Source organism: Dechloromonas aromatica RCB (assembly GCF_000012425.1).
On record NC_007298.1, the window covers coordinates 2,377,965 to 2,404,891 of the forward strand.

At 62.5% G+C, this 26,927-nt stretch carries 18 protein-coding genes; 3 read left to right on the plus strand and 15 right to left on the minus strand.

From position 1 onward, the window contains the following. Window positions 1-136: 136 nt before the first annotated feature. The 14 genes from DARO_RS11350 to DARO_RS11415 form a co-directional block, all read right to left on the minus strand. Window positions 137-3,442 carry a hypothetical protein gene (locus DARO_RS11350; protein WP_011287945.1) on the minus strand — a complete coding sequence of 1,102 codons (3,306 nt, stop codon included), beginning with the start codon at window positions 3,440-3,442 and terminating at the stop codon, window positions 137-139. Between the two features lie 259 nt (window positions 3,443-3,701). Beyond that, the gene (locus DARO_RS11355) at window positions 3,702-4,541 is read right to left on the minus strand and encodes a DUF5677 domain-containing protein (RefSeq protein ID WP_011287946.1); all 840 of its coding nucleotides are present in this window, start codon (window positions 4,539-4,541) and stop codon (window positions 3,702-3,704) included. Between the two features lie 75 nt (window positions 4,542-4,616). Beyond that, complete coding sequence (locus DARO_RS11360) at window positions 4,617-4,973, minus strand: hypothetical protein (protein ID WP_011287947.1); 357 nt, start codon at window positions 4,971-4,973, stop codon at window positions 4,617-4,619. Window positions 4,974-5,000: 27 nt separating this feature from the next. Further along, window positions 5,001-6,206, minus strand: a complete 1,206-nt coding sequence (locus tag DARO_RS11365; protein ID WP_011287948.1) for a TIR domain-containing protein — start codon at window positions 6,204-6,206, stop codon at window positions 5,001-5,003. A 14-nt stretch (window positions 6,207-6,220) separates the two neighbouring features. Continuing rightward, on the minus strand, window positions 6,221-7,024 hold the full coding sequence (qatD, locus tag DARO_RS11370; protein WP_011287949.1) for a Qat anti-phage system TatD family nuclease QatD: 804 nt from the start codon (window positions 7,022-7,024) through the stop codon (window positions 6,221-6,223). A gap of 7 nt (window positions 7,025-7,031) precedes the next feature. Continuing rightward, the gene (gene qatC, locus DARO_RS11375) at window positions 7,032-8,405 is read right to left on the minus strand and encodes a Qat anti-phage system QueC-like protein QatC (RefSeq protein WP_011287950.1); all 1,374 of its coding nucleotides are present in this window, start codon (window positions 8,403-8,405) and stop codon (window positions 7,032-7,034) included. Then, window positions 8,402-9,289 carry a Qat anti-phage system associated protein QatB gene (gene qatB, locus DARO_RS11380; protein WP_011287951.1) on the minus strand — a complete coding sequence of 296 codons (888 nt, stop codon included), beginning with the start codon at window positions 9,287-9,289 and terminating at the stop codon, window positions 8,402-8,404. Before qatB ends, qatC begins: the two co-directional genes overlap by 4 nt. Then, on the minus strand, window positions 9,289-11,241 hold the full coding sequence (gene qatA / locus DARO_RS11385) for a Qat anti-phage system ATPase QatA (RefSeq protein WP_011287952.1): 1,953 nt from the start codon (window positions 11,239-11,241) through the stop codon (window positions 9,289-9,291). The genes qatB and qatA overlap by 1 nt, the downstream gene beginning before the upstream one ends. A gap of 126 nt (window positions 11,242-11,367) precedes the next feature. Beyond that, window positions 11,368-12,264 carry a hypothetical protein gene (locus DARO_RS11390; RefSeq protein ID WP_011287953.1) on the minus strand — a complete coding sequence of 299 codons (897 nt, stop codon included), beginning with the start codon at window positions 12,262-12,264 and terminating at the stop codon, window positions 11,368-11,370. Next, window positions 12,264-13,343: a hypothetical protein gene (locus DARO_RS11395; protein WP_041224346.1), complete on the minus strand. Its 1,080-nt coding sequence runs from the start codon at window positions 13,341-13,343 to the stop codon at window positions 12,264-12,266. Before DARO_RS11395 ends, DARO_RS11390 begins: the two co-directional genes overlap by 1 nt. 219 nt (window positions 13,344-13,562) lie before the next feature. Continuing rightward, window positions 13,563-14,207, minus strand: a complete 645-nt coding sequence (locus tag DARO_RS11400; protein WP_157037197.1) for a PD-(D/E)XK nuclease family protein — start codon at window positions 14,205-14,207, stop codon at window positions 13,563-13,565. Further along, a complete protein-coding gene (locus DARO_RS11405; RefSeq protein WP_198134025.1) occupies window positions 14,105-14,632 on the minus strand; it encodes a CFI-box-CTERM domain-containing protein in 528 nt (175 codons plus the stop codon). The genes DARO_RS11400 and DARO_RS11405 overlap by 103 nt, the downstream gene beginning before the upstream one ends. After that, the gene (locus tag DARO_RS11410; protein WP_011287957.1) at window positions 14,586-14,864 is read right to left on the minus strand and encodes a hypothetical protein; all 279 of its coding nucleotides are present in this window, start codon (window positions 14,862-14,864) and stop codon (window positions 14,586-14,588) included. Before DARO_RS11410 ends, DARO_RS11405 begins: the two co-directional genes overlap by 47 nt. Continuing rightward, window positions 14,861-15,904 (minus strand): PRTRC system protein D, encoded by a 1,044-nt coding sequence (locus tag DARO_RS11415; RefSeq protein WP_011287958.1) that lies wholly within the window; start codon window positions 15,902-15,904, stop codon window positions 14,861-14,863. The genes DARO_RS11410 and DARO_RS11415 overlap by 4 nt, the downstream gene beginning before the upstream one ends. A gap of 1,202 nt (window positions 15,905-17,106) precedes the next feature. On the opposite strand from DARO_RS11415, the gene DARO_RS11420 reads away from it, so the two are divergent. After that, window positions 17,107-18,318, plus strand: coding sequence for a phage integrase N-terminal domain-containing protein (locus DARO_RS11420; protein WP_011287959.1), 1,212 nt, complete (start codon window positions 17,107-17,109; stop codon window positions 18,316-18,318). Window positions 18,319-18,386: 68 nt separating this feature from the next. Here the strand turns inward: DARO_RS11420 and DARO_RS11425 are convergent, their stop codons facing one another. Next, on the minus strand, window positions 18,387-20,390 hold the full coding sequence (locus tag DARO_RS11425) for a ParB/RepB/Spo0J family partition protein (RefSeq protein ID WP_011287960.1): 2,004 nt from the start codon (window positions 20,388-20,390) through the stop codon (window positions 18,387-18,389). A 329-nt stretch (window positions 20,391-20,719) separates the two neighbouring features. Between DARO_RS11425 and DARO_RS11430 the strand changes: the two genes are divergently transcribed. Both DARO_RS11430 and DARO_RS11435 read left to right on the plus strand, forming a co-directional pair. Continuing rightward, window positions 20,720-21,358, plus strand: a complete 639-nt coding sequence (locus DARO_RS11430; protein ID WP_049758645.1) for a GGDEF domain-containing protein — start codon at window positions 20,720-20,722, stop codon at window positions 21,356-21,358. Between the two features lie 550 nt (window positions 21,359-21,908). Continuing rightward, window positions 21,909-26,918: a helicase-like domain-containing protein gene (locus tag DARO_RS11435; protein ID WP_011287962.1), complete on the plus strand. Its 5,010-nt coding sequence runs from the start codon at window positions 21,909-21,911 to the stop codon at window positions 26,916-26,918. Window positions 26,919-26,927 lie beyond the last annotated feature (9 nt).

Genomic DNA, 26,927 nt, shown 5'->3' on the forward strand with positions numbered 1-26,927 from the left:
TCCTCAGACTCGCCCGGATGTTCGGCCTCGAAGTGCGTCGCGTCGACCAGTAAATTGCATTGCTGGCAGGCGACAAGATGCCCCCCCGCCTTGACCGGTCTACACAGCCTCTTGCTCCACGCCAGACACCGAATACTCAGGCCACGGCCATGCACTCGTCTTCGCTCGCAGCCTCTGCGATGGGTTCCGGCCGCCAGATAACGTAGAGCGTATCGACTGTGGTCTGCCCGCGCTCATATGCGTCGAATGGCGCTTCCACACGCTGTGGGGTATCCCGCAGGAAAGGGGGATCAGTCTCCAGAGACGCGTGCCCTACCCGTGCGAAGTGATGCACCGACCGTTTGACGTAGCGATTCTTGAGGTCCGCCTCGATAGCTTCACGGTTCGACAGTAGGTGCATCCCGAGCGGCGACGGGAAGGCCACGCAGGCCAGGTCATTGTCCCGGGCGATGCGAATAGCCACGTCGAGGAAGCCGTCCACGATGGAGTCGGCCGCATGGCCGACCAACATCTCGTCCGTCGGATTGAGCGCGCGTATCACCAGACTGGGGCGCTTTGGGTCGAGCCCCGGCACCACCTCGACGTAGAGTAAAGCCATGCCCGCCAAGCGCTGGCCTGCCGGGTCGACCACCAGCAGGTGCGATTGCCGCGATTCCCGCCACATCTCGACATTGCCACTGGTACACAGATTAACCGCCGCCTTGGCGAAAAACGCCGCCGGATGCTTGGAAACGATAGCCTGCAAAGGCGTCGCCTCGTGACTAGCACTGCTCGACTTGCCGTATTTTCGCCACTCGTGGCGTGCCCATGTCAGGTAAATGCGCAATACCTTGTCCCGGACCCGCACCAAGGTGCTCCTGAGCCGAGTCCGACCGTCCATCGGCTCTGCCTCGGAGGAGATGTTCCCGAGGCGGGACGCCAAGTGAAATGCGTCGTCGTCGCTGAAACGCTTTACGAATCGCTCGACATGGGCATCCAGCGCATCGGGCAATACCACGTCGAACAGCGCCAGCAGTTCCCCTAAGCGTTGGTAGGCAAGTAGGCTCTCCTCGTCGATTCGGGTCAGTGCGTCGAAGCCTTGGTGCATCCACTGCGCGACAACCTCGTCCTCTGCGGCGATCGCCAACAGAATGCCCAGGTGCAGCGCCATCGATCCAACGTCTGCGGATCGCTCGTTCAATTGCTTGGGACTCAGTCGCTGGCATGCAGTAAACATGTTCTCGAACCGACTGGGCGCGAAGCGGCCGGCACACTCAACTGCTTTGAGCAAGGCGAAGAAGCCACTGCGTGCCAATGGCCGCTGGAGTTGCCATTGTGCCCGTGTCCATGCCAGTGGATAGTATGAGTCCAGCCTCAACTGTCCGAGGTCCTGCTCTCTCCCGATCAATTGCGGCCATTGCGATGCGACGTTCGCCGCCGAAGTGCGATAAAGCACCGCTATGGCGTCCACTTCCAACGGACTCAAGCTCAAGCGGGTCGGCCCCCGCCCAGCCAGCAATTCCTTCACTAGCGGGGCTAGTTGCGCGAGCTTGGCCTCAAGGTCGTGGGATCCCTTCCATGCGCCTTCGAGCAGGCTTTGCAGCAAGATGCCTCCTGTCCTGCGCAGGATAACCGGCAGGAGGGGCAGGAGCGGCGCCCGTTCTCGCTGTACCGCCTGTTCGCTCGCTATTCGATATTTTTCCCGAACGCTTTCATCAGCCTGGAAGGGCCATGACCCGAGTTCGACCTTGATCCGTTGGTTGACCGCATCGGCTATGCACCGCTGATTGCCATCCAACTGATTGAATTGCTTGCGTTCGCACGCGTCATCCAGCAGTACCTTGTCGACCGCGTCGAAGGCGCGCCAGCTTCGATAACCATCGATGCCGTTAGCATCCCGGTAATACCAGTCGCGAATTTCCTTGAAACTGGTCAGACTGCGCTCCTCGACCAGATAGCGCAGTAACGGTGTGCCCAGTGCTACCAGCTTTAATGCCTGCTGCAAGGCGGCCAAGCTTGGCATGTCGACAGCAGTGACCAAGTATTTGAAGGCATCGAGGTAGCCTCCCTGGCCTGCCTGCAACACCCAGGTCGCAACCAACGGTATCAATTCTCCGCGCCCGCGCTCCCCCAGTATGGCGAGCAGCCGGGCCAGCACCTCCGGCGATACGCTGCTGTAGCAGACCTGGAACGCCAGCACCGCTTCTGCGCCGCCGTAGCCGTGATCGGCCAGCACCTTCAGGAAGGCCGCGAGCTCACGTTTGCCGCCCAGGTAGGTTGTGCACTGCGCGATCTGGTCGATGTTGAGGGCGTGTGGGGGTGAGGTCAGCAACATCAGTTCATCGACTGGTGGTGGCACGCCACCGTGGTCCCGCGCGACCGCCAGCAGCAGCGACTGACAGCCGGCCAAACCCTCGAGATCCGCGCCCAAGGCGAATAGTCTGCGCACGAGTTCCGCCGACACGTTCCGCGGGGAGTCAAGTAAGGACTTGAAGCGGCCAATGTCCTCAGCGCTCCGCGCACCGACCGTGTCTAATACGAATTTCCAGTTTGCCGCCGATGCCCGCCACAACCGATCACCTACCCGCACAAAAACCATAGACACATCGGTTATGCCAGCAGCCAGCAACAGATCCAGATTCTCGGCCAACTGATCGGGCGCCAAGCCCCCAAGAGCATACTGGAAGATGGCGGCCACAAGACGACGCTCAACACCGTTCGCCAGCAGACAGCGGATTATGCCCCTGGCGTGGCGCACCTCTTCCGTTTGAGGCTCGCGCCCGCTTGGATTCCAGACCTTACGCCCGACCCAAGAAAGTTCTTCGGCGCGCTGGATGGCCCCTTCTTCGACGAGTGCCAGCAACAGGCTCCCCGCCAGCCGGTCATGCGTCAACGGGAAAGCCTTCACCACCTCGGCCGGGGTGCGGAGGCCCAGGCAAAGAGCAGCCTTGAGCACACCCACCTCGAAGCGTTGAAGATGCTCCAACGCCTGGACGGTTCGTGCCGGACGGAAACGCCTCAGCGAGAAATCGAGTCGATCATCGTAGTAATGACATCGAGGGAGTGTGCGCCGGATGAAATGCATGAAGACGTGATTTCGGCCTTCGAAGCAGCGCACCCGCCCAAGCAGCGAATACGCGCGATGCAGCAGAACTGCCTCCGGCAAAAAAAACAGTCCGAATTGTCCTGCCACTTGCCACCTATTGGGGAGCAGCGGTATCGAAGCGGGAATTCCCAAGGCTCGCCGAATGTGGGACTCATGCTCGGGCGACTCGCGCAATATTGCTTCCAAACGGTAAGCCACATTGCTGCGAAACTCGGTAATCGCGGCCCGCCGCACACCAAATGGATGCAATTCGTTCTTGTCATCGTAGCGTGCGGGTCGCCAGCCACTTCCGCGCTTAAAATCGCTTTTCTTCAGGACTGCGTCGCGAAACGCCCGATACGCATCCCGACTTCCCATTGTGCAAGCTCCTTATCCACCATCGTCGATTCATTCATATACGATATTATCTATTAGGACGACATACGCTCCTGTCGAAATTGGCATATCCGACACATTCCTGGGGACTGAGCGCCACGGGACTCTGCTTTGCCAGCAAGCAAGCCATCGCGCAACAGGAGGACTCGAACCCGCGCGACCCAGCGTCAACACCGATTCAGTGAATGTACCGAACAGAGGATTGACTCGACATCTAGGACTACCTACGTGTATAGAGCAATCATTCGTCCTGCCCCTGCCATTCGTCGCCCGTCGCCGCTTTGAACAAGCGTTTGAACATGTCGTGTTCGGCCAGCACGAAAGGGCCAAGCTCTTGTACGTTTGCGAATGCGGACAGGAAGCCGCTGGACGCGTGCGAGACCGCTATTAGTATGTCGATGACTTGTTCGACTGTCCCCGACTTGAAGCCCTCAACGGTTTGTTCTCGGACGTGGGCGCTGAAAAAGTAGCTCATTCCGTACACAGAGCCGTGGATGATTTCGGACGACACAGCGTAGATGCCAGCGTATGCACCGATCAACGCACCGGCAGACGCCTTGACGACCTTGCCGACCTTGTTGATGCGGTCCACGGCGTTCAGCGCAGTCCAAGAGTCCTTTCCCTTCTCCGCGAAGTTGGGGAACAGCCTTGCTGCTTCAGTCTTGGGGTCGGCTGCGCCAATCGCAATCATGATATCGCCGTTGCCAATGATGCGGTTGTGGTGCTTCCAAGCCGCAAAGTGCCTGTGTTCCAGTGCACGGCGCGAAATGTCAGCGGGCTGCGTTACGAAGAAGGCTGCATTGATAAAGCCTTCCACAACTGAGCGCGCGATCGGGTACAGGTCGCGGATCCCAATGCCTTGATCGTCCGACAGCTTCAGGATGGTATTCAGCGACTGACCGGCGCCCATGGCAACCGCGCACGTTGCCCGCACTTGGTCTTCCTCTAGGATGCACTTCAACTCTTGATCGCCGTAAGCGATCGGCCCTTGCGTCATCGTGTACAACGCGATGCGCAAGAGTTCCTGTTGTGCGGCAATGATCGTCCGCAGTTCCTTCAAAGTTTCAGCCTGCTTATCCATGTAAATATCCGCCTGGCGTTTGAGCGACGGTGAGCAGTTCTACGTCAGCGTCATCCATAACATTTCCGCCTGTGCCTATCGAGGAAACAGCTGTTCCAGCCTTGCCACCATCCAGTCAAATCCTTCGGATGGATTTTCGAACGATGGAGATACTGCTTCAGGATCGAACACTGCCTTGAACAGGTAGGTGGCGTTCTCGAGCGCCGGACTGCGGAAACCGAGACCTTGAAACAGGGCGGAGGCTTCCCGAAACCGGTTGAACGCTGGCGGATGATCAGAACCCTGCCCTATCTCAGCTTCGTTGAGAAAAACCCAACCTTTTTTCCTAAACATCTCGGAGGCTAGCCGCGCGCCCTGCGCCGGTGCAATGTTGAACGGCACCTTGCGCGCGTGTTCAAACAGTGGCTTTACGAGGGTGGTGGTATTCGCCATTGGTTCCTTGTACGGCTAGTTTGGTCGTCAGCGCGTCGACCATCGGATACTCACACCGTCTGGAAGCTCGAGTTCAAGCTTCGGATCCAGCTTGCGGTCTGAAGCAATCGTGAGCAGTTCGAGTGGAATGCTCCATTCCTCGGACAATTGCGCCTTCAGTTCTTTAACTGTGAAGCCGCGGAATGACAGGCGCCATACCCGCCCTTCGGGGCTATCGCTATCTTTGTCTTCACTCAACAGACTGCGTCCGCCAATCGTCAGCGCCTTAACGAGAGGCGGAGCACTACGCCTGACGCTCAACTCTAGGATCACTTCCTGAGGTGCGGTGGAAGGCACAAACGGAAGTTCGTCACGATATGGCTCAAGCGTCCTTTGGATGAATAGCATTGCGGGCTCATACTTTTTCACCGTTTGAATAGCCAACAACTTCTCCAAACATCGCCCCTTGATCTTGCCGGAGCGAAATTCGCCAGCGGCATTGAAATAGACCTCGAAGAACATCCCGTTCAATAGGTCGAGCGCCCGCTCGATTGGAATGGAAGCCAATTCCTGACGCAGTTTGTCCAAGAACGCGACCGCCCGATTTTCGCTTCCACTAGCGCATTGATATAGATTGCGCCCCAGCACAAAGGCCTCGTCAGCGCTGACCTTGCCCCAATCGAGTTCCAGTATGGCGACGACGGCCGGATTCTGCTGATACCAGTTGTAGGTTTTCATCGCCTTGATAAAACCAGCGATCTTGTTTCCGTTCTTTAGCGGAAAATCCACATCGGCTTTGGCTTCATCCGAATACGAAAAGGCTTGCTTCAGGCGTACACCGGCCTTTCGTAGCTTCTTGGTGATGAGGTCGGCCAGGGCAGCGGGTGAACGACCTGCAAGAGCAATGTGCCCTGTTGTCTTCAAGAGACCAGGCACTTCGACAGTCTCGTCAAAGAAGGCTGGCAAGATATATTCGCGGTTTTCGGTGAATGCTCGAGCCTGAGCACTCTTGCGCTCATGATTCGTCCACAGCTTCTTGCAATACGCGTCGGAGACGAACATGACAGTGAAGACAGCTCGGTTCTGGTAGACATCGCTCAGGTGCGTGTACAAATCCTTGCCCCACAAATCGACTTCTTCGAACTTGTCGTAGAAGACATCGATACCTTCAGCCTGCAACGCTTTGGCTACGGCATCGACATACACACGTTCTTCGCCGGCAAAGGACAGTGCGACATGAAATTTTTTTGGCACTTCGATAATCTCCCTTATTGATTGGCAGCCTTTGACGGGAGCACTGAATCGTTCTTCGGCCCGCCATTCGGCTCGAGCAAAGCGCGAAGATTCACCCGCATCGTTGCGGCAACCGCTGAGGCCGCCATCCCATGTAGTCGGCCAAGCGCTTCGACCACATCCCTCACATCGGCAGGTCTGGACGGGCGTTCATCCGTCTTTGTGAACGGGCCGTCGGTTTCAGTCAGCAGCCTGTCGAGCGGGATAAGCGCCACAATCGGTGCATGCCGCTCATTCCCCAGCATGGCCGCGTTGATTGAGAAGTAGCACCCGAGTTCGAGGGCCCGCAGCGCCTCTGCCTTGCTGCCGGTGAACCAATGCAATACGACCTTACCTCTGGATTGCGGCAAGAACGATTCGACATGGTCAAGTACCGTGTTCACAGCCCGAACGCTGTGAATAGTGATGACTTTGTCCCCCGCTTCGGCGCAACGCCGAAGGACGTGCTGAAAAACCTGCTTCTGCAGATCCAAGGACTTATAGAAGCGCGGGCCAGCATCGAGGCCGACCTCTCCAACATAGCGCGTCTCCGGCAGGTACCTATCCCACAGTTCAATCTCGGAAGCCCGCTCCGCAACTAGCTGCGGATGCAGTCCAAGCGCCGCCCGAACGTGCTTGGTGCGTTGAGCCAGTTCGTGGTTGCGCGGCCAAGCTCGCGGCGTCGTGGTCACCGCTAGGGTGAACACGCCCGCTTCTTCTGCATCCATCACCGCAGCCTGATGATCCGGGTAGAGATCAAGGTGGCAATGAAAGTCCACGAGACCGTTGCTTGTACTCATACGTAACCTATCCTGGCGTCGTTTCCACGCCCTCTATCAGCTGGGCGACTTCGGCAAGACCACGCTGGTAAACGGCGGCGAGTTGATCGAGTCGCAAGGCCTCATCGGCGAGCGACCCGGGCTTATGGATCAGCAATTTCGCCAAGTGCGGTGCGGTGCGGAGGCGCTCTATCGCAAACTGAAATGACCGCACCTGTTGTCCGTTGGATTCGCGCGTGCCCAGCGGGTGGGCTCGCAGGTCCGGCAAGGTGTATGGGGTCGTGTCATTGCCACGCCCCCAGGCAGCATCCAACGCGGCGCGACGAATCAGGCACGGCAGACAGTACCCGCACTGTTCGATGCCGCGGCCCTTGATGCCCAGGTGCCGAGCATTCGCAGCGTGAGCGCACGACAGCGCATATGGAGCGAGCGCCTTCAGCAGCACAGGATTCGCGCAGGCCGAAGCCATCTCGCCCTTGGTCTTGGCCCAGTACGGGTTCTCGACACGGCCGGATATGCCGAGGTGGCCCAAGAGGTCATTCCACCGCGCGATGTAGTACGGATGTGTGGTCCGAGTGCTGTTCGAGCCGAGGCGCAGCGGGTCCAAGGGGACATTCAATGCGATCAGTCCGTTCTCCGGCACGCGGAGCACGAAGTCCGTCCCAAGCCCGGTTCCGGCGAATACGCCGAGTGCGAAAAACAGGAACGAACGCCCGCGAGTTGAGTTCTCGGAACTCACGCCCTGAACCAGGTCGGCCGGAAAGAGCATCCAAACTCTGAGGCGATCAAAGGCGACTGCGCTGAAGTGCTTCTTCAGTGCAGCGAAGAGCACATTCTGGGCATCGCTGGTCGCGCCTTCTCCCGCATGGCTTACCAGCAATGGTGTGCGCCCCGCTTCCAAGAGGTCGATGGCTCCAATCAGGCTATCCAAGCCGCCAGAGAAGAGGCTGACCGCATCGAAGCCCGGGGGCAACAGCGTTTCTGGTGGCGTGATGATTTCAGCGAAACGTTCGGGACGTTGACGAAAGCCAATCGTCCAGCGATCCCCGGTCAGAAAATCCAACGTTCGCTTCACGGTCTGCGCGGCAGCATTCCACCGATTGGGGTCACTCACGGGCACGACAAGACGGATTTCGCGCGTCCAAGAATCTTGTGACTGTTCAGCCCTGGAGATGCGCGTGTCAGCAGCATGCACGTGCGCGGCAAGCACCAGCAAGTCCAACCCGATCTCCGTGGGGTGCACGCCCAGGGCCTTCAAACTGGTTAGAGCCCCGCCAATGCCGTGGTCCAGCGATTTTTCGCCGGACACGAGTTGCAGGTCAGTCACCTGTTCATCGGACGCACCGGGAATCGAAATCTGATCGTCGGGACCATACCGGCCCACAAGAAGGTGTCGATTCATTGGTCTGCCTCCGCGTCTCCGAGTGCCTGCAAGATGCCAAAGGCACGTTCATAAACCGTGTCGACAAATGCGTGCACGCGGTCCTGCGTGAGAGTTGGTGTTTCAGCACGCGCGGCCGTCAAAGCATCGCTGACGCCATTGCGGATGAAGTCGCGCAACTGGCTCTGAACACGCAGCGCTACCTGCGGGTCGGCCGGCGCGGTGACCAGCTTGGTACCTATGTCATTGCACAGTCGGGCCTCGATTGCGCGGGTTGCGTACAACTCGAAAACCGTTTGCATCTGGTCAGGGCTGAGTGCATCCAGGTCGGTCACGCCCAACGTGCTCAGGTCCACGATCGTCTCGATGAACGCCTCCCTTGCAATACCTTCGTCGACCGTACCAGCGTTCGGGCAGATGTAGTCGGCCAACCCCATGAATACTTCGTCGATCGGGCGGCCCGCCAGCCCTTCGAGATCCAAAGAGCGCAGCGCCTCGGTTGCGCCGCGAGCCTGTACGTCCGCCAAGAAGCCGAGCAGCCGGGCGCCGGAACCACGCGAGGCGCCCATACGCTGAGCCGCCTGCCGCGCCCCACCCGAGGACTTGGATACATACCCTGAGACCGCGCGCCCCAAGCTCGCGCGATCGCCGCCACCAGAGTGCGCGAAGCGGGTGAAATTGCTACGCGGCGCGGTGAACCGACTACTGTCCGCCGGTGTCGGAATAGCCGGTCGGACTGGCGGCGCCGGTGGCAGTGGCGCGGGACTGGCCGGATCATCTGCCGGTGCCCCTGCGGGTGGAGTAGCTGGTGGGGCCGGCCCGCCCGCATCATCGTCCGAACCGAGCCATGACGGCACGAGCGGCGTGCCCCCTCCTGGTCCGCCGTATGCTGTTGAGGTTCCCATTATCTGCCTCCCTTTTGTGTCTTATTCGCAGCCTCGGCAGCGGCCCTTAGCATCTTGTTGTCGGACTGCGTTGCCCACCCGACGACCAACTGAGCCATTCGTGCCTGCGCATCAGTGTCCTTGAGTGCCCCTTGCCAGCCACTGACCACCCAAGGACCACATCGACCGGTTGGCAGCGCTTGCAGAAAATTAACCAGGCTTCCCTGCAGACTCGGTTGCGCCCTCACCAGCACAATCATGCCGTCTACACCGGCAGGTTGCGTGTCAAAGCTGTCCCCGCTCACGATCTTGGCCCGAACAGCTTCAAACAGCTTCGCCGCTTCCGGTTGAGCAAGTTGCTTCAGCTCGGACTCCAATGCCTGGACGGAGATCTTGGGACCAAGCAATTTCTCCGCGACCGCCGCCAAATGGCCAAGCACCGAAGCTGGCCCGAAGTAGTCCTTCTTGTCCTTGGTCGCGAACAGGTACGGCCGTAGATCGATGTCCGCCACGGGAGGCAGCACCCGAGCCCAAGCAAGGATGGCCTCTGACGACTTCCATTCCGCGAGTAACGCGCTTTCTGATTTGGCCTGCACCGCGCCACTTTTGGCCTCAGTCGCATCCGCCGGCTTGGTCTTCGTGGGTGATCTGGAGCTCTCGGGCGTGTCGACCTTTTCCAACATCACCAGATCCGCGCAGTGCCCCTTCGAATCTGTCACCGCAACAGTAGCAATCTGATCGAACAGACTGGGTAGAAACCGCTCAGCGAGCATCAACTTCGCCAGCACCGGCAGCTTGATTTCCTCGCCAAAACCACGAGCCTCAGCCATCTTCTGCCGCAACAACAGCGTGTTGAGGAATCGCTTGATCTGCCGCGGGTTGCCTTTGGCGCCGCTGGCCAGAATCGGACCGATCTGATCACTCAGGATCAGCGCGTTGTGTGCCTTGTTGGCATTCTGACCAAGCGCCGCACTTACGGCGGCGGCGTCCAGCGGTGCGCTCTCCCACGGTCGCTTCAGTCGTGTTCGCGCCGCCTTGATCAGTTCACCGTATCCGGGATCTTCTTCACCCAACTCTGCCCCTGCCAGAAGAAGGGTGACGTAGATGCGAGTCTCCGTCTCGCCCAACGCCGGAATGCGAAAAGGAATCTGGATTAGCTTCTCAAGATAGTTGCGGGCATAGTCACGCGGACCCGTGGTGTCCGGCAAGTCCGGAAAGTGCTTGCGCACCGCATACTCGATCATGGCCTCGTCAGCGGCCACCACAAATGCGGTACGGGCCGTGAAGACGAACAGCCGTATCGCTTCGAGCGTCTCGATCGCCGTATCTGGCAAGCACCGATCGAGGTCATCGATAAGCACGACAAGCTGATCAACGCCCGCTTCCTTCAACAGGTTGTCGAAAGCCTTGCGAAATGCCTCGACCTCCTCGGGGACGTTTTTGGATTCTGACGGCTTCAATACAGCCTTCACGCCCTCGATCGCGGAACTGAGGTTCTCCTTGGTCGCGAGCTGGCCAGGGTTCGACAGCATCCCTTCGAGGCTGCCCACAATCGCGCCGACCTGATCAAGCGTCGGGATGCCCGTAAAGGCTGTCAATGCCAAGCCACCCGCGTTCTTTGCGACCTTCAGCCAGTCGATCCGCTTGAAAACGTCTTTGACTGCACCCGCGGCCTTGCTCAGCGCGGGTCTCTTTTCGACAAGCCCTGTAACGATGCCTTCGATCAGGGCGATCTTTGCATCCTCGAAGCCCTGGAACCGCCAACCGTTGAACTTGAGGCACAGGACGTCCTTGTTGCCCGCGAACCCGGCCTCGATCATCTCCAGCACGCTGGACTTCCCAGCGCCCCAGTCGCCATGGACGCCGATCGTCACGGGGCGGTCTGGCTTCTCACGCAACAACCCGATAATCGTCGTCGCGATCGCCTCATTGTTCAGCAGATCGATCTTGGTTTCGTTGTCAGTCAGGATCATTGGTCTCCCTCATTCTTCTGGAACATCACACCGTCCCCTTTGTCTTCGGCCTCAACCGCGCGGCTGTCTCCGCCCCGACGCTCTTGCGCAACCAGTCATCATCTAGGCCGTTCGCCACGCCGCCCCCTATCCGATTCGCGCTAAGAGTTGTTCGATCACGTCGCTGGCCTGGCGTTGGCGCAACGCCCTCGCCTCGCGCTGCTCGGGCTCGTCGCTCTCGCCAAGTTCGAACTTGGCGACCGACACCGGGCCATCCTTGCGATACCCCTCTGTCTTTTCGTCCTGGGCGAATCTGTTGCGCAGGATTGCCAGAGACGTCTGGATCACTGCGCCGTGCTTGCCAGCCAGCTCTTTGCAAAAGGCGTCGGCGACGGCAGCCGATCCCTCGGGTGCGTGCTCGATGCAATAGATCAGGTCGTGCGCATCCTTGCGCTCGAAGCGCTGGTCGAATGCGAACGATTTCAGGCAGGTGAAGCTGACGAGATTGGCATGCTTTACCTTCTCGGTCGCCACGCCGTTGCCCCCCAGCAGTTCGGCTTGGATCTCGGTGACCTGATGGAGGTCAAAGACGATGGACGAATGCGGAATGTTCAACGCTGAGATCGTGCCCTCGGTCGGCAGCGGCTGCACCTTGCCGCCGGCGATGTCAGGCGCATCTGCGAGCAACTCCAACACCATAAGTGCACCGTGTTCGGTGCGGGCTTGCCAACGCCAGGAGAGTTTTTTCCCCGCCTCGTTTTCGGCACCCTCGAAGCCCATCTTCTTGAGGTTGTCCTCCAATGTGTGATAAGCCTCGGTGTCGGCGAGGATCTGCAGGTCGATCACGATGTCGACATCGAGGGTGCCCGCATGCGCTGGGACCGCGGGTGGCCGGGCGGCGACCAGATACCTCGGGGTCAAGCCGCCGACCAGGTAGACCGAGTCCTTCCACGGCCCCAACCCGCGCAGCAGCGTCACCAGGACGCGTTCGCAATCGAGTGTGTACTGGTCGCTGTAACCATCGAGCGTTGCGGGTTTGACCATCAGAAGCTAATCCTTTCTTTGCGCAAGTGCTCGGCCATTTCCTTGGAGCGGCCTTCACCGCGCAAGAGGTCGAGATAGACCTGGACCGGACTGGCCAGCCAAACACCACCGACGTTTTGACGAAACAGCAGTTCCTCCGCCGATTTCGTCTCGATGACCGCGAGATTCGCCCCTTCATTTACGACTCGTGCATCCAGCTCAGCCATCGCCGCCTCGGCACTGGTGCTGGGTAGCAGTCGAACGCGTACCTGTGAGATGGCGGACAAGAAGGGAGCGTAGCGCTGTGCGGCGGCTTCGTAGCTCACCGCATAAGGGACCTGATGCGCATCGAATATCTTGCTGAGCCGTTCAATCAGCGCATCAGATTTCAACCCAGGCACAAAATACCGGCGCAGCACTGGCGCGGGCTGCATGGTGATCTGTTTCGCCCAAGCATCGAGCAACGCACCTGGTTCGCGCAGATGCCGCTCCTTGCTCGGTCCCTGCCCCCGCGACACCAACCAGTCGAACCGCTCCAATTCGCCGAGCACGTCTGAGGCTGTGGATGGAGCCACCTGCGCCCGTTCGGCCACTTCGGTAACACCAAACCATTCCTCGCGATTGACCAGAAGCGCGTACAGGACCTGGGCACGCCGCCCGGAGAAGAGCGACCGCACCGACTTTTCCAAAGTCTTCGGAACCGGTTTGTCGATGTAGACATAGACACCTGAGGTCGGCAGGAACAAGCTTCCGCCGCTGTCGAAATAGCCGATACGCTCGGCTCTGAGCAGTTCTTTCGCTCCCGGCGAGAGCGACTCGGCCATGAGCAGATGCTGTACCTCAGCTTGGCGACTGTGCGGCGTCGACTTCAACTGCCACAACGCCTGACGCACATCTCGGGGGTAGACGGACTTCTTTGCCTCGACCAGCAAGACAATCGATTTGCCGGCGACGTGCAGATCAATCTTCGCATCGAGGCGACCGGCAGCCTGCATGGCTGGTTCCGACAGATCCAACTCGGCATGCACGTCCGGTAACGCCCGGAGTGAATCCAGGAGCTGTTCAATCAGGGCGCGTTCCGTGAAGAGTGACTCAGTCATGGCTGCCGTTATTTCCTGTTCAGCGAATAACCGCACCATACCGAATATTCGGCATAAACGCCATATTCGCTGCGCAGCGAATTCCCTTCGGGCAACCTAGCGTGCCATAGTCGGGCCCGTAGACCGCACCGTACTCGGGTTCGCACCGGACCGACCAGTGGGCTCGGCGTTCCTGCGCCGCTTCCCGCCACTAAGATGGCTCGAGATCATGCTCCGCGCCTACGGTAGTAGGGAGTCGCATTGCTGTCGGAGCGCGCATGTACGGCAAGCTTTCTGTGACCAGGCTCTCCGCGGCGAGATGCAATTGGCGAGAATCGCTTCCCGCCTCCTGACCAAGGCAACTACTTGATCGTCGGAAAACAGTTCGACGCGATATGCGGTCGGTAAGGCTCGCGTGGTAGGGGCCTTCACCATCACATACCCGTACGACGCCACCGTCTGCCCCGTCTGCCCCACCACCGCCATCTTCTGCGCGGACAACTGGATCACGTCCGACAGGAAGGGCTGGTTGCTCCAGCGAGTCTTGAACTCCACCAACACGAGCAGACCGGAGGGCATCCGGTATGCCCGGTCAAGTTTCGCCACCAGTCCGACGGGCCTGGAAATCCGGAACAATCTTTCCATGTAAACCAACTCGGCATCCCACAGCGCTGCCGGTCGTGAGGCCCGCTCAGCCCGTGCGGCGCGGGTCTTAAGTGATCGCCTCCACGCCATGACCAGCGCGACGCCTACGACGGCAACGGCGCAACCGACGCCCCACGCTAGCGCCGACACTTGCCGCCTCCACGCAAGCCTGACCACCAGCAAAGTCCGCTCGCTATCGCCCCCAAGACCATGCGCATAGGAACTTGCAAATGGGGCCATCGGCGCAGGATGACGCAGATGCTGGGTGCCCCCCGATAGTAGAGGCGGATCACCCGGCGTCCCCAAGCGCTCGGTCGCAGCGCCTCGTCCCTGAACCGGCGCAGCACCTCCGTCTGCCAGGCCTCGCCGAACACGCAGGTGGCGATGAAGCACCGCCCCTTCCGGGCGACCTGCGCGGTCGCCGCCAAGCCTTCCCTATAGAAATGCTCATGCTCGACCAGCCCACGTGCCCGGGCTCGCTGCTGCCCGGCCGTACGACGGATGCCATGGAGATGCTCAAACACCACCAGCCGTTCGCAGCGGCCCATCTGCGCCAAGTCCGAAGCACTGACCATCCGGCCGCTCACCGGCCGGCGCGATCGCTTGCCCATGGCCGGCTCACGCGTCGATCGCTGGCGCGAAGAGGTCGTTGGTGATGTCGCCATTGCCCTCCTGCGCGCTACTTGCGGAAGGCAGATGAGGCGAGCCACGTCCCATGCCGGCGAATACACCGCTCTGCGCCAGCAACCCATCGTAGGCTAGCAGCCGCAGGCGATTGATGCGTTTAACGCCTTTCTGAAACTGGATCAGATCGTCGTACAGACGGGGATGGTCGGCACGCGCCAATACGAAGACCAGGCGAATGGGCACGGTGTCCTTCACGGTATTGGTGCTCATTCGAGTTCTCCCGATGCACCCTGAACTTGCCCCCTATCGGTGGCGGTCATCTTGCTGCGGGCGTAGTTCTGTCCGGCCAGCTGAAAACCCCGCACATTGGCGAACATCGGTTCCTTCACCTCGTGGATGCGGTGCTTTGGGAACGCCGCCTTCACCGCCTTCCTGAACAGGAACGCCCCGCCGCCGACCAGGATGATGTTCTGCAGGCTGTGTGGTGCCTCGATCCACTCCTTCATCGTCGACACGGCCTGCTCGGCGACGGTCTCGGCCAGGGGCAGCAGGCGCTTCATGTCGTACGGCTTCTGGAAGATCAGCGGCTGCTTGCCCGTGCGCAGCGCCAGGTCGATGGCGTCGTAATCGCGGTAGGGCGAGCCGATGTCCTTGGTGATCTCGGCCGCCAGCAAGCGCAGCACGTCCGACATGCCGCGGTTGAAGGAGTAGCTCTGCTTCTGGACGAAACGCATGCCCCGGGCCACCAGCCAGTCGAAGGTGCGGGACCCCGGGTCGATGATCAGGCTCTGCTCGTTGCCGATCTCCACCATCTTCTGGTGCTCAGAAGCGTAGTGCACCAGCGCCCCCTGCGGCTGAGGCACGGCCATCGCCTTGCCCACGGTCACGACCTTATTGTTCCCGATGTCGTGCCGGCCGGTCATGGCTTTCTCCAGCGCCGATTTCTTGACCGTGAAGAGTGCCACCGGCAGCCCCACCACAAGGAGGTCGATGTGGCTCACCTTCATCATCGAAAGGGCTCCGCGCAGCAACGCCATGTACTCCGGCGTCTCGGTGTATTCATCATGCAGTTGTTTGGCGCGAAAGGTATCGGCGGCAAGGCTCACGTCCGGCCCGACCTCATAGAACAGCGGGCCGATGGGGATACACACGGTTTTCTTGCGCTCGCTCGCCGGCCACGACGGCGAGTCGTCGCTCGACGGATAGGCGACGGACGGGAAACTGGCGCAGCGGATATCGGTACCGGCTGCGGCCGTGACGAATTTGGTGTTGCCGGATCCGACATCCACCGCTCTGACTATCAATTCCATAGCAAGGCTCCGAGATAGGTTTCAGGTCGATCAGCATCGACAGGGCGATCTGATCCCGCCACACGGAATCCCCACTCAAAAAGGCCGATTTCGGCATCGGGCCCGGCCCGCTGTCAGCGAACCGGCGATACACGGACATCTCGCTGACACTTGAAAGCGCCATCCCCCGGCGGGGCTGCGTGTGTGTCACTACGCTCTCATTCAAATGGCGGACATCAACCCCATGCGCGGCGGTTGCCACCGGAGCGGTCCGCGCGCGAGCATCGCCCTGAGTTCCCCCGCTCAGGACCAGAGGCAGATATTTCCCCCGTCAAGCCCGCCCGCCGCCTCGTTGCCCGCCGCTTTGCGACAATAAATGCGCCTTACCGCATTCTCCCGGGCGTGCAAGTGCCACCCGCAATCCTCCGCAAATCGCCGCGCTTTCGAGCCGCCCGCTTGACCGCCCTACCCGCTTGGTGTCAACTACGGTTTCCCGAGGGCCATCCTGGCCCCGCTCCATCGCGGAGCAAAAGGCGTCGCAGTCGTTACCTGCCCTTGAAGCGCCAGTCTTGAACCGGCAATGCCGTCGCCCTTGAGGCGGCGGTCCCGAGGTCTTTCTCGTAGTGCAAGTCGCCGTGGCTTGGCCAGCGTTCATCGCTGGGCGCTCCCTGAAGCGCACCACGGCCAACAGAGCACCCGGCCGGCACCCGATGCCGTGCCCCTGTTCCCGCCTTCCCTTGAGCACGCGTTCCACGCAGCGCGCGGTTGTGTTTGCCCGATTGGGCTCCCCGCGCGCCTTCGCTCACAAGCTCGACACTGCCCTGGACTTTCGGTCAGGGGCGGACCCATGCGAGTGGATGGCGCTACGACTCCAGAACCGATCCACCAGATGGCGCGAGGCCAGACCTCGCCGCCGATGCCCAAGCCATGCCCCAGAGGCCGGCCGGCATCACCACCCCCATGGCTGCAGAAATGCACGGATGGGCCGGATCAACCCGTTTCGTTTTTAAGACCGACCGAGTTGGCGAGCGCGGACACGCTGGCCGACGAATCCCCTGGGTAGGTGCCGCGACGCCGTGGTCGCGCGCGGTGCCGAAGTTCTTGACCACTGACCGGCGCGGGCAACGGAATCCGTCCCGCCGGGAGCTGCCCTGGATTCCATTTTCATCGCCAACATCGGCTTGCCGTTCGGGCGGCGGGCCTCCGGCCAAGGAGCCATCGACATGTCGGACGTAGTCCCCAGCAAGACTGTTAGCCGTAGCTCACACAACACTGCACGCCGCCGGCAGCAGGAACCTGCCAGCCCGGGTCGCTCGAGCCAGCAGCAGCCCGCTCGCCCCCAGGGCTGGGCGGGAAAGACCCCCCGGGAAATCCTCGCCCGCTATCAGCCGGGCAAAGCACCGCCGCTCAAGGTGCTGGAGGTCCTGATCAAACTCTTCAACACCCTGCACACGGCGCTGGAGAAAACCGTCTCGCACAAGACGCGGCAGGAACGCGCGCAGTTTCTGCGGCGTTTCTTCCGCGACCTGAAGCAGAAGGCGGGCTTCAAGACCGTGCCGGACCCGCGCAACCTCGGGCAGAAGCACATCCACGCCATGGTGCAGGTCTGGCAGCAGGCGCATCTGGCGCCGGCGACGATCCAGACCTACTTGAGCTTCCTGCGGGGGCTGGCGATGTGGATGGGCAAGCACGGCTTCGTGCGCAAGCCGGGTCACTACGGTTTGAGCCTGGAGGAGTACCAGCGCCACGAGACCGCCCAGCGGGACAAGAGCTGGACCGCCCAGGGGATCGATGCCGAGGCGGTGATCGCCGACGTGTGCAAGTTCGACCTCCGTGTCGGCGCGTCGCTGCGGCTGATGTCGGCCCTGGGGCTGCGGCGCAAGGAGTCGGTGCAGTTCCGGCCGTTCCTGCACGTCATGCCGTTCTGCGAGACCGGGCTGCCAGAGAACCAGCAGCAGGCGGATCGGTATGCATGGATCAAGGGCAAGGGCGGCCGGGTGCGCTGGATTCCTCTGGACGATCCGCTGCAACTGGCCGCGCTGGAGTTTGCCCAAGGCGTGGTCGACGGACGCGACGCCCACATGGGCGACCCACGTCGGGACTTGAAGCGTAACCTACGGCGGCTGGACTACGTCGTGGAGAAATTTGGCATCACTCTGCGCAAGCGGGGCGCGACAGGTCATGGCCTGCGCCACGAGGTGTTGAATGATGCCTATGAAGTCATCACCGGGGTGCCATCGCCGGTCCGGGGTGGCGGGCCGGTATCACCGGAACTGGATCGGGCGGCGCGGCTGGCAGTGTCGCAACTGGCGGGGCATGCGCGCGCAAGGGCCGCAGGTGCCTACATCGGCACGATCATCAAGCCAGGTGGCCGGCCGGTTGGCTCGCCCGAGCCGAATGGCGACGATGACGACGGGGCGGCCGTGCCGGTGTGAGCGGCGTCCGGACAAGGCGGTGCCGGGCGGGAACGATTGCGCCGCCCGGCATCGCCTTGCGGCGTTCCTCACGCCGTCAGGGCGGGCTCGGCGGGCACCTTGCGCGTGTCGTCCGTTGCCGCTTCGGTCTGCCTGGTCTGGGCGGTGTTGATGCGCAGGCAGGATGGCAACCAGCCCGTGCCGGCCACCGTCTGTTCCGCCCCCGTCACCACGGCATCCTTTTTGAGCGCGGCCAGCGGGCTGGCGGCATTGGCATCAACGGCCTCGGTGACGACCTCGAGGACACGTGCCTTGGAGACGTGGTTGAAGTAGGAAACCCCCGTGGCCGTCCACCACTGGCTCATGTCCAACCCCAAGGCCCGGGCTAACGCCTCGTTGCTTTGCCGCTCGGGTTCGGTGCCATAGATACCGGTGACGGTGACCGCAACGACGAAGGTCAGCAGGTGCAGCACCGTCGCCTGCTCCTGGGCGAGCACCCACGGGAAGATGTCCTCCAGGTTCTCCGGCAGCCGCTCGGCCCAGGCGGTGCGCTCGGCCTGAAGCTTCGCCCAGGCGGCACTGGCCACCATGTCCTCGGCGGCGGATCGCAGTTCGGCTTGGCTGTCGGTCGCGCTGATGGCGAAGACGTTCTCCGAACGGCAATAGTAGAGATCGTTCCCCCGGAAAATCTTTTGCGCCAGATGCGCGGTGATCGCGGCCAGCGCCACATCGGGGCGGTCGAGCAATTCGGCCTGGACGGCGGCGACCCGGTGGGCGGAGAGACAACGCACCAGCTTCTCGGAATGCACCGGGCGGGTCTTGGGCGACGGCAGCGACACCAGCGGTTCGTCGGTGCCGTTTTCGGCGGCTTGGCGGGCGGCCTGGACCATGTCATTGCGATCTTCGGGGCGGATCAGGCCATACTTCACCGCAGCGGTGCCGTTATTGCCGACATGGACGACGCAGCCGGCCTGGGCAATCAGGTCGGCCGGCCACACGCTGAGGGCCTCGTCGAGCGCCTTGCGTTGTTCCTTCAGGCCTTCGGCTTCGCCTTCGAGCTGATAGAAGGTCTCCTCGTCGCCGTCTTCGTCGGCCAGCGTTTCCATCTGCGCGTGCAGCGCCGCGATGCGACCATCCAGGTCCTCCAGGGCGGCTGCTTCCTCGGCATCCGGTTGGCGCTTCGTCTTGCGCAGTTCGCCGTACTTGACGTACTCGTCGAAGGCATAGCGGACTCGGACATCAACCCATTTCCAGCCTTCGGCCGCGATCTGCTTGGCGCGCTTTTGCAGCTTGTCGGTCGCCAGTTTTTCCAGGAGGGCCGCATCGAGCAGGTAGGCCATCTTGTCGTCGTCGCTGAAGAGGTCGCGCCGTAGCGCACCGCCGGCCTTCTCATAGGCCTTGAGGGTGACATACTTGGCGACGGCATCGCGGTCGGACTCGATCTCGCCCTGGGTCAGCAGTTGGCGAAGGTAGTCAGAACGGCGGTTCCATGACGGCAGCGCGGCCCAGGTCTGCTCCTGCTTCTGGTGATCGTCCACCGAGGCCAGCACCATCAGGCAGTCCAGCCCGATCTGGGCTTCGCGAAAAAGGGCCATCAGCTTGGGCGAGACGGTGGCGAGCTTCATGCGGCGCTTGACCACCAACGGGGTGATGCCGAAGGCAGCGGCCACGTCCTCGACCGACTTGCCTTGCCCGATCAGCTTGGCGAAGGCCGCGAACTCGTCGGCGGGATGCATGGGGATGTGGAAGCAGTTCTCCGACAGGCTGGCGATCAGCGCCCGGTCGGCCGGCACGACCAACACGGGCACGGGGTAGTTGTCGGCGAGGTCGCCCTTGCCCACCAGCAGGGTCAGCGCTTCGAGCCGGCGACCACCCGCGCAGACCTCGTAGCGGCCACGTGCGCCCTGCACGACGATGAGGTTCTGCAATACGCCGCATTCCTTGATCGAGGCCGCGAGTTCGGCGATGCTCAACTTCGGAGTGCCACCGGCGCGCGCCTGATAGTCCTGCGAGAGGACCAGCTTGTTGAAGGGGACGAAGGTACGGGGCGACGCTTCGACGATGGCGTCGATTTCGGCTTTGGTGAATTTCATGCGGAGGGCTCCTGAACGGTTGAAGGAGGCATGCCGAGGGGCATGTCCATGAGTCCAGAATCTCACCCCAACCCCGTCATTCAAGCCTCCGGGCGTCGCTGTCAGAAGTGATGCGCGAACACTGACGGCAGAGCCAATGCAAGTCGAATGGCATTCGACTCGATCCATCGGCTCGCCGGTGTCGCGCCTGATCTCGAAACGGTACCGCCAAACCGGCCGTTGCTGCTGGGCGCCCCTGTCGCCAACCACTACGCTGGGGCCCTCTTCCTCTCCCCACACAGGCCTTCATGCATTCCAATTCCCAGCGGCGACATCGGCGCTCGGTCGTCATGCAGCGCATCGCGGGTCTGGAGCGGGCGCTGGAACAGGCGCAGCACCTCCTCCACCAGGACGATCTCACTCCGCTCCTGAACCGCCGCGGATTCCGGCGCGCCTGCGACCGGTGGGCCGGCAACGGCCCGATGGCAATGTCGGCCTGCTGCGCGATGATCGACCTGGATGGCTTCAAGGCCATCAACGACCGCCACGGCCACCCAGTCGGCGACGCCGCGCTGGCTCACTTCGCGACGACGCTGCGCCGGCATCTGCGTCCCGCCGACACCATCGCGCGGCTGGGTGGCGACGAGTTCGCCTTGATCCTCATGGAATGCAGCGGCGACGATGCGTGCCTGCTGCTGGAACGCCTGCAGCAGGCACTCGCCGGATCACCCCTGTCAGTGCCGGGTGGCGCCGTGCCGCTGCGGTTCTCTGCCGGTGTCGCCGAGCTTCATGCTGCTGAATCGCTGGGGCAGGTGTTGGAGCGTGCCGATGCCGCCTTGCTCGATGCGAAGCAGCTGGGCAAGGCGATGGTCCGCCTGAGCATTCCACCGGCGCGCTCTGCGCAGGCGGCCACGGCGACTGCGTGCGACCGTCAGACTGCTTCAGCGTCCGTTCCCATCGCCATCGATGAACGGGAAAGCGACGGGTAGTCGGATCCTCGGCCGCGTCTCACACCAGATGCCGGCATCGTTGGACACCACCCGATTGGACGCGCATCAAACCCCTCACTGCTGGTGGGCCCATGGCCGCTCAACCCATTGCCACCCGCAACCCGCCTGCTCCACCAGGGATTTCGCAGGCGAATGGCCGACCGGTGCGCGCGGCCGTTCGCCGGACGGCACACTGTTAGGGCATCTGGCTTCGGCCAACGCGCGCTCGTTCGAGCGCTCCCGAGTCGCCTCGGGCGTTGCGGTCGTTACCCGCATATTTGTCGTGGCAGCCTTCAATGGCTGCCCCTGGTTCCGCGCACCACGCTGAACTGAGCCCTGCGCCGGCCGACGCTCGTCGGCGGGTTTCCAAGCCCTTGGCGCTCGCCGCCTCGTACCCGATATGCCGGCTTCGCCATGAAGTCCGGCGCAGTCGCGTACGTCTGGCCTTTGCCAACCGGTCGTCCACGACCGTTTTCTTGCCCATCCCACCCGGGGAGCCCGCCTCCCCGATGGGGCGTTGTGTTCCCCGTTTTCCTTGGAGAACACACCGATGGCCCGTCCTACCGCGCCTTCCCTGTGGCTGCCCGGTTTCGACCCGGCGGCCCCGACCCTGCCCCGCCCTGCAGAGCAGGTTTGCCTTTCCGTTTCTTGCGGGCCCGGCGAGCCTGTCGAAGTCATCCACGTCGAGAACCTCAGCGACGTCGAGCAAGAGCAGTCTGTAGTCTCTGTCCGCGCCAACTGGCGGGTGGTGGCCACCGCGCCCGAGGCCGCCCCGCGCATCCTCTGGCCGCAACTGACCCGCGCCGACCAGGAGCACCTGACCGGCCCGACCGCGAAGTTCGAGGCCAACTTGGCAGCGATCACGCTCCTTCGGGAGATCGAAGCCGAAGTCCGGCCGGCCAGTACGGATGATCGCCAGGTTCTTCGGCGCTACACCGGCTGGGGCGGCCTGCCCGCCAGCTTCAATCTCGAAGCCACCGACAGTGCCTGGGGCGAACGTGCCCGTCGCTTGCAGGCGATGCTCAGTGCCGAGGACTTCGAATCGGCGCGCGCCTCCGTCAACAACAGCCACTACACCGAGGTCCCCGTGATCGAGGCGATATGGCAGGCGGTGGAGCGCTTCGGTTTCACCGGCGGACGCATCCTGGAACCTGCCGCCGGCATCGGCCATTTCATCGGCGCCATGCCGCGGAATCTGGCCGAGCGCAGCAGCGTCACTGCCATCGAGATCGACCGGGTTTCCGGCCGCATCCTCAACGCGCTCTACGCGCCCGGCGGCGTGGATGTGCGGATTTCGCCGTTCGAGAAAACCCCGCTGCCCGACCACTGGTTCGACCTCGTGATCGGCAACGTCCCCTTTGGCAAGTACAAGGTCGCCGACGTGAGCAACCGGGCCTATTCCCGCTTCAGCATCCACAATTACTTCTTCGGCCGCGCCCTCGACCTGGTGCGCCCCGGTGGGCTGGTGTGCTTCATTACCAGCAGCCACACGATGGATGGCCAATACGACGCGGTGCGCGAGTACATCGCAAGTCAGGCTCACCTGCTGGGTGCCATCCGGCTCCCCAAGGGCACCTTCGCTGGCATCGCCTCGACCGAAGTGCAGACCGACATCCTGTTTCTGCGCAAGCGGCAGCGGGCCGAGACGGTTGAGGCCAAATGGTTGAAACTGGGCACGGTGCCCGATAGTCTCCGGCACCCTCAGTGCTACGAGCGCTACCTGCCGATCAACGCCTGGTACGCCGAGCACCCGCAGTTCTGCATTGGCCGCATCCGCCGCGAGAGCAATGGCTACGAGGAAGTACCGGTCGCCGTGTTCGAGGGCGACCTGGAGGCGGCCCTGGCCGAGCGCATCGCTTTGCTGCCTGCCGGTGCTTACCGGCCGGTGGCGCACAAGGCAGCCCCGCTGCGAGTGGTGGTCCCGGCCGATGCCGGTGCCCGTCCTGGCAGCTACCATCTCCACCAGGGGCGGGTGCATCGGGTCGAGGGCAGCGAGATGGTCGACGTCCATGACCAGCTCAATGCCACGCAGCGGGCCCGCGTCACCGGCCTGTGTGCCATCCGCGACCACGCCCGGGCCCTGCTCGATGCGCAGTTGGCGGATGCGGGCGACGGTCGGCTGGGTCACCTGCGAGCCATGCTCAATGGGACCTACGAGCGCTTTGTATCGCGCTATGGCTGCCTGTCCACGCGCGCCAATGCGCTGGCGTTCCGGCGCGACCCGGACTATCCGCTGTTGCTGTCGCTGGAACATTACGACGAAGAGGCCGACACGGCCCGCAAGGCTGCGCTGTTCTCCCGGCGCACGCTGATCCGTGTCGTCGAACCGAGCACGGCGGCCGAGCCGGCCGAAGCCCTGGCTGCGTCCATCCAATGGCGTGGCCGGGTCGATCCGGCTTACATGGCCGAAATTCTTGGGGCACCCGAAGCTGCGGTGCTGGAGGCCTTGGCCGGAGCGGGGCAGGTGTTCCTCGACCCGGCCGACGGGGAATGGAAGACCACCGACGACTACCTGTCGGGCAACGTGAAAGCGAAGATCAAGCAGGCGGTGCTGTCCGGGAGTACCTACCAGCGCAACATCGACGCGCTGGAACAGGTGCAACCAGAAGACCTGCCCCCGGCGGCCATCGAGCCGCGCCTGGGGGCGGTGTGGATTCCGGCCCTTGATGTCGAGGCGTTCATCCAGCAGGTCCTGGAACTCAAGGACTGCCAGGTGGGCTACTCGGCCGAAGCCGGCGCCTGGTCGGTGAAGTACGGCGAGTGGGAAGCGCGGCAGAACGTGAAGGTGACCCAGGAATTCGGCACCTCGCGCATGAACGCGATCGAACTCGTGCAGTGCGCGCTCAATGTGCAGGTGCCGACCGTGCGCGACCGCGATCCGCTGACCGACAAGTACTTCGTCAATCCCGACGAGACGCTGGCGGCGCGGGAGAAGCTGGGCCTGATCAAGGAGCGGTTCGCCGGCTGGGCCTTCGAAGATACCGAACGCCGCGAGAAGCTGTGCAGGATCTACAACGACCTGTTCAACGCCACGAGGCCCAGGCGCTTCGATGGCTCGCACCTGAAGCTGCCGGGATTCTCCCGCTGCTTCGTGCTGCATCCGCACCAGCTGGATTCGGTGTGGCGCATCGTGCAGTCCGGCAACACTGGGCTGTTCCATGTGGTCGGCGCGGGCAAGACGGCGGTATGCGTCATCGCCAGCATGGAGTTGCGCCGGCTGGGTTTCGTCAATAAGCCCTGCCATGTGGTCCCCAACCACATGCTGGCCCAGTACACGGCAGAATTCGTCCGACTCTATCCGAACGCATCGGTGCTGATGGCGGGCAAGGAGGACCTGGCAGGCGACCGCCGGCGCGAGCTGGTGTCGCGCATCGCCACGGGCGATTGGGACGCGGTAGTCATCACGCACTCGAGCTTCGAGCGCATCAGGATGTCGCCGCGATTCAGCGAGCGATTCATCAAGGAGATCATCCATGAAATAGAGATGGCGGTACGCGCCGAGAAGAGCAACGACCGGTCCAACCGGATCGTCAAGCAACTCGAGGCGATGAAGAAGAACTGGACGGTGCGGCTGGAAAAACTATCGGCCGACCAGAAGAAGGACGACCTGCTCAGTTGGGAGTTGCTGGGTATCGACGCCCTGTTCGTGGACGAGGCCCACCTGCACAAGAACCTCTACCGGTTCACCAAGATGACGCGGGTGGCCGGTCTGCCGCTGACCAGTTCGGAGCGCGCCTTCGATCTGTTCCTGAAGACGCGCTACACGATGCAGCTCCACGGGCATGCGCAGCGTGGGGTGGTATTCGCCACGGCGACGCCGGTGGCCAACACCATGGCCGAGATCCACACCATGATGCGCTACCTGCAGCCCAACCGGCTGGCGGAGCTCGGGCTGCAGCAGTTCGATGCCTGGGCCGCCACCTTCGGCGAAAGCGTCACGGCGCTGGAGATCGCGCCGGACGGCAGCGGCTATCGGATGCACACGCGCTTCGCGCGGTTCATCAACGTGCCAGAGCTGATGGCGGTGTTCGGCGAAGTAGCCGATATCCGCACGGCGGAGATGCTGGACCTGCCGGTGCCGAAGCTGCGCGGCGGCAAGCCGCGCATCGTCGCCTGCCCGGCCAGTCCGTCGCTGAAAGCCTTCGTGCAGACGCTGGTCCAGCGGGCGGAAGCCGTCCGCAACGGCGACGTCAAGCCGAACGAAGACAACATGCTGGCGATCACCACCGACGGCCGCAAGGCCGCGTTGGATTTCCGGCTGGTGGCGCCGCTAGCGCGCTTCGACGAGCACGGCAAGGTGGCCGCCTGTGTGCGGGAGGTCCATACCATCTGGCAACGCACGGCGGACTTCCGCGGCGCCCAGTTGGTGTTCTGTGACTTGTCGTCCCCCAAGGGCGGCAAGAGCTTCAGCGTCTATGACGATCTGCGGGAGCGGCTGATCGGTGCGGGCATCCCCGAGAAGGAGATTGCCTTCGTCCATGCTGCCGAGACCGATGTCCAGAAGGCGACGCTGTTCAAGGCGGTGCGCGAGGGCCGGGTCCGGGTGCTGCTGGGCTCCACCGCCAAGATGGGGGTGGGCACCAATGTGCAGACACGTCTCACGGCCCTGCATCACCTCGATGCGCCCTGGCGTCCCTGCGACGTCGAGCAGCGCGAGGGGCGCATCCTGCGCCAGGGCAATGAGTGCGAGGAAGTGGAAATCTTCCGATATGTCACGGAAGGCAGTTTTGACAGTTACATGTGGCAGACGCTGGAGACCAAGGCGCGCTTCATCGCCCAGGTGATGAAGGGCGACCAGGGCATCCGGTCGCTGGAGGATGTGGAATTGGCGGCGCTGTCCTATGCCGAGGTGAAAGCCTTGGCGTCGGGCAATCCGCTGGTGATCGAGAAGGCCGGCGTGGACGCGGAGGTGGCCAAGCTCTCGACGCTGTTCTCGGTGTGGCGCAACCAGCGCTATGCCAACGAAAGCGAAGTGGGCCGGCTGCCGATGATGATCGAGGCGCTGGAGAAGAAGGTCGCGCTGTACGCACAGGACGCGGCCCGGATCGAGCCGCAGACTATGCAGGGCATCGCCGTGGAACTGGCGGGGCGCCGGATCGTCGGCCCCGATGGGGTCGGCGAGGCTCTGCGCGGGTTGGTGAGGACGGCCAAGGAAGAGGTACGCACGGCCAGCCGGATGATCGAACGGATCGTCGGCCGCTTCGGCGGCTTCGACCTCGGTATCCTCGCGGCCCGCGGCGACGAGACCCCCAGCCTGTACCTGGCGGGACATTGCCTGTACAACGCCGAGCCCTATCAAACGGGTCCGGCCCTGGTGGCCGCCTTGCTGGCAGCGCTGGATTCGGTGGGCAAGCATCACGCCGATGCCGGGATCCAGTTGGAAACTCGCCGCAAGCGGCTGGAAGACCTCCGGCTGGAGTTGGCCCGCTCATTCGAGCACGAAGGCCGGCTGACCAACCTGCTGGTCCGGCAACGCGAGTTGCTCAAGCAGCTCGACCTGGACAAGGACGAAGCCGGTAGCGCGAAGGTCGACGCCGACGAGGCACGGCAAGCCGCTTGAGTTGATTTC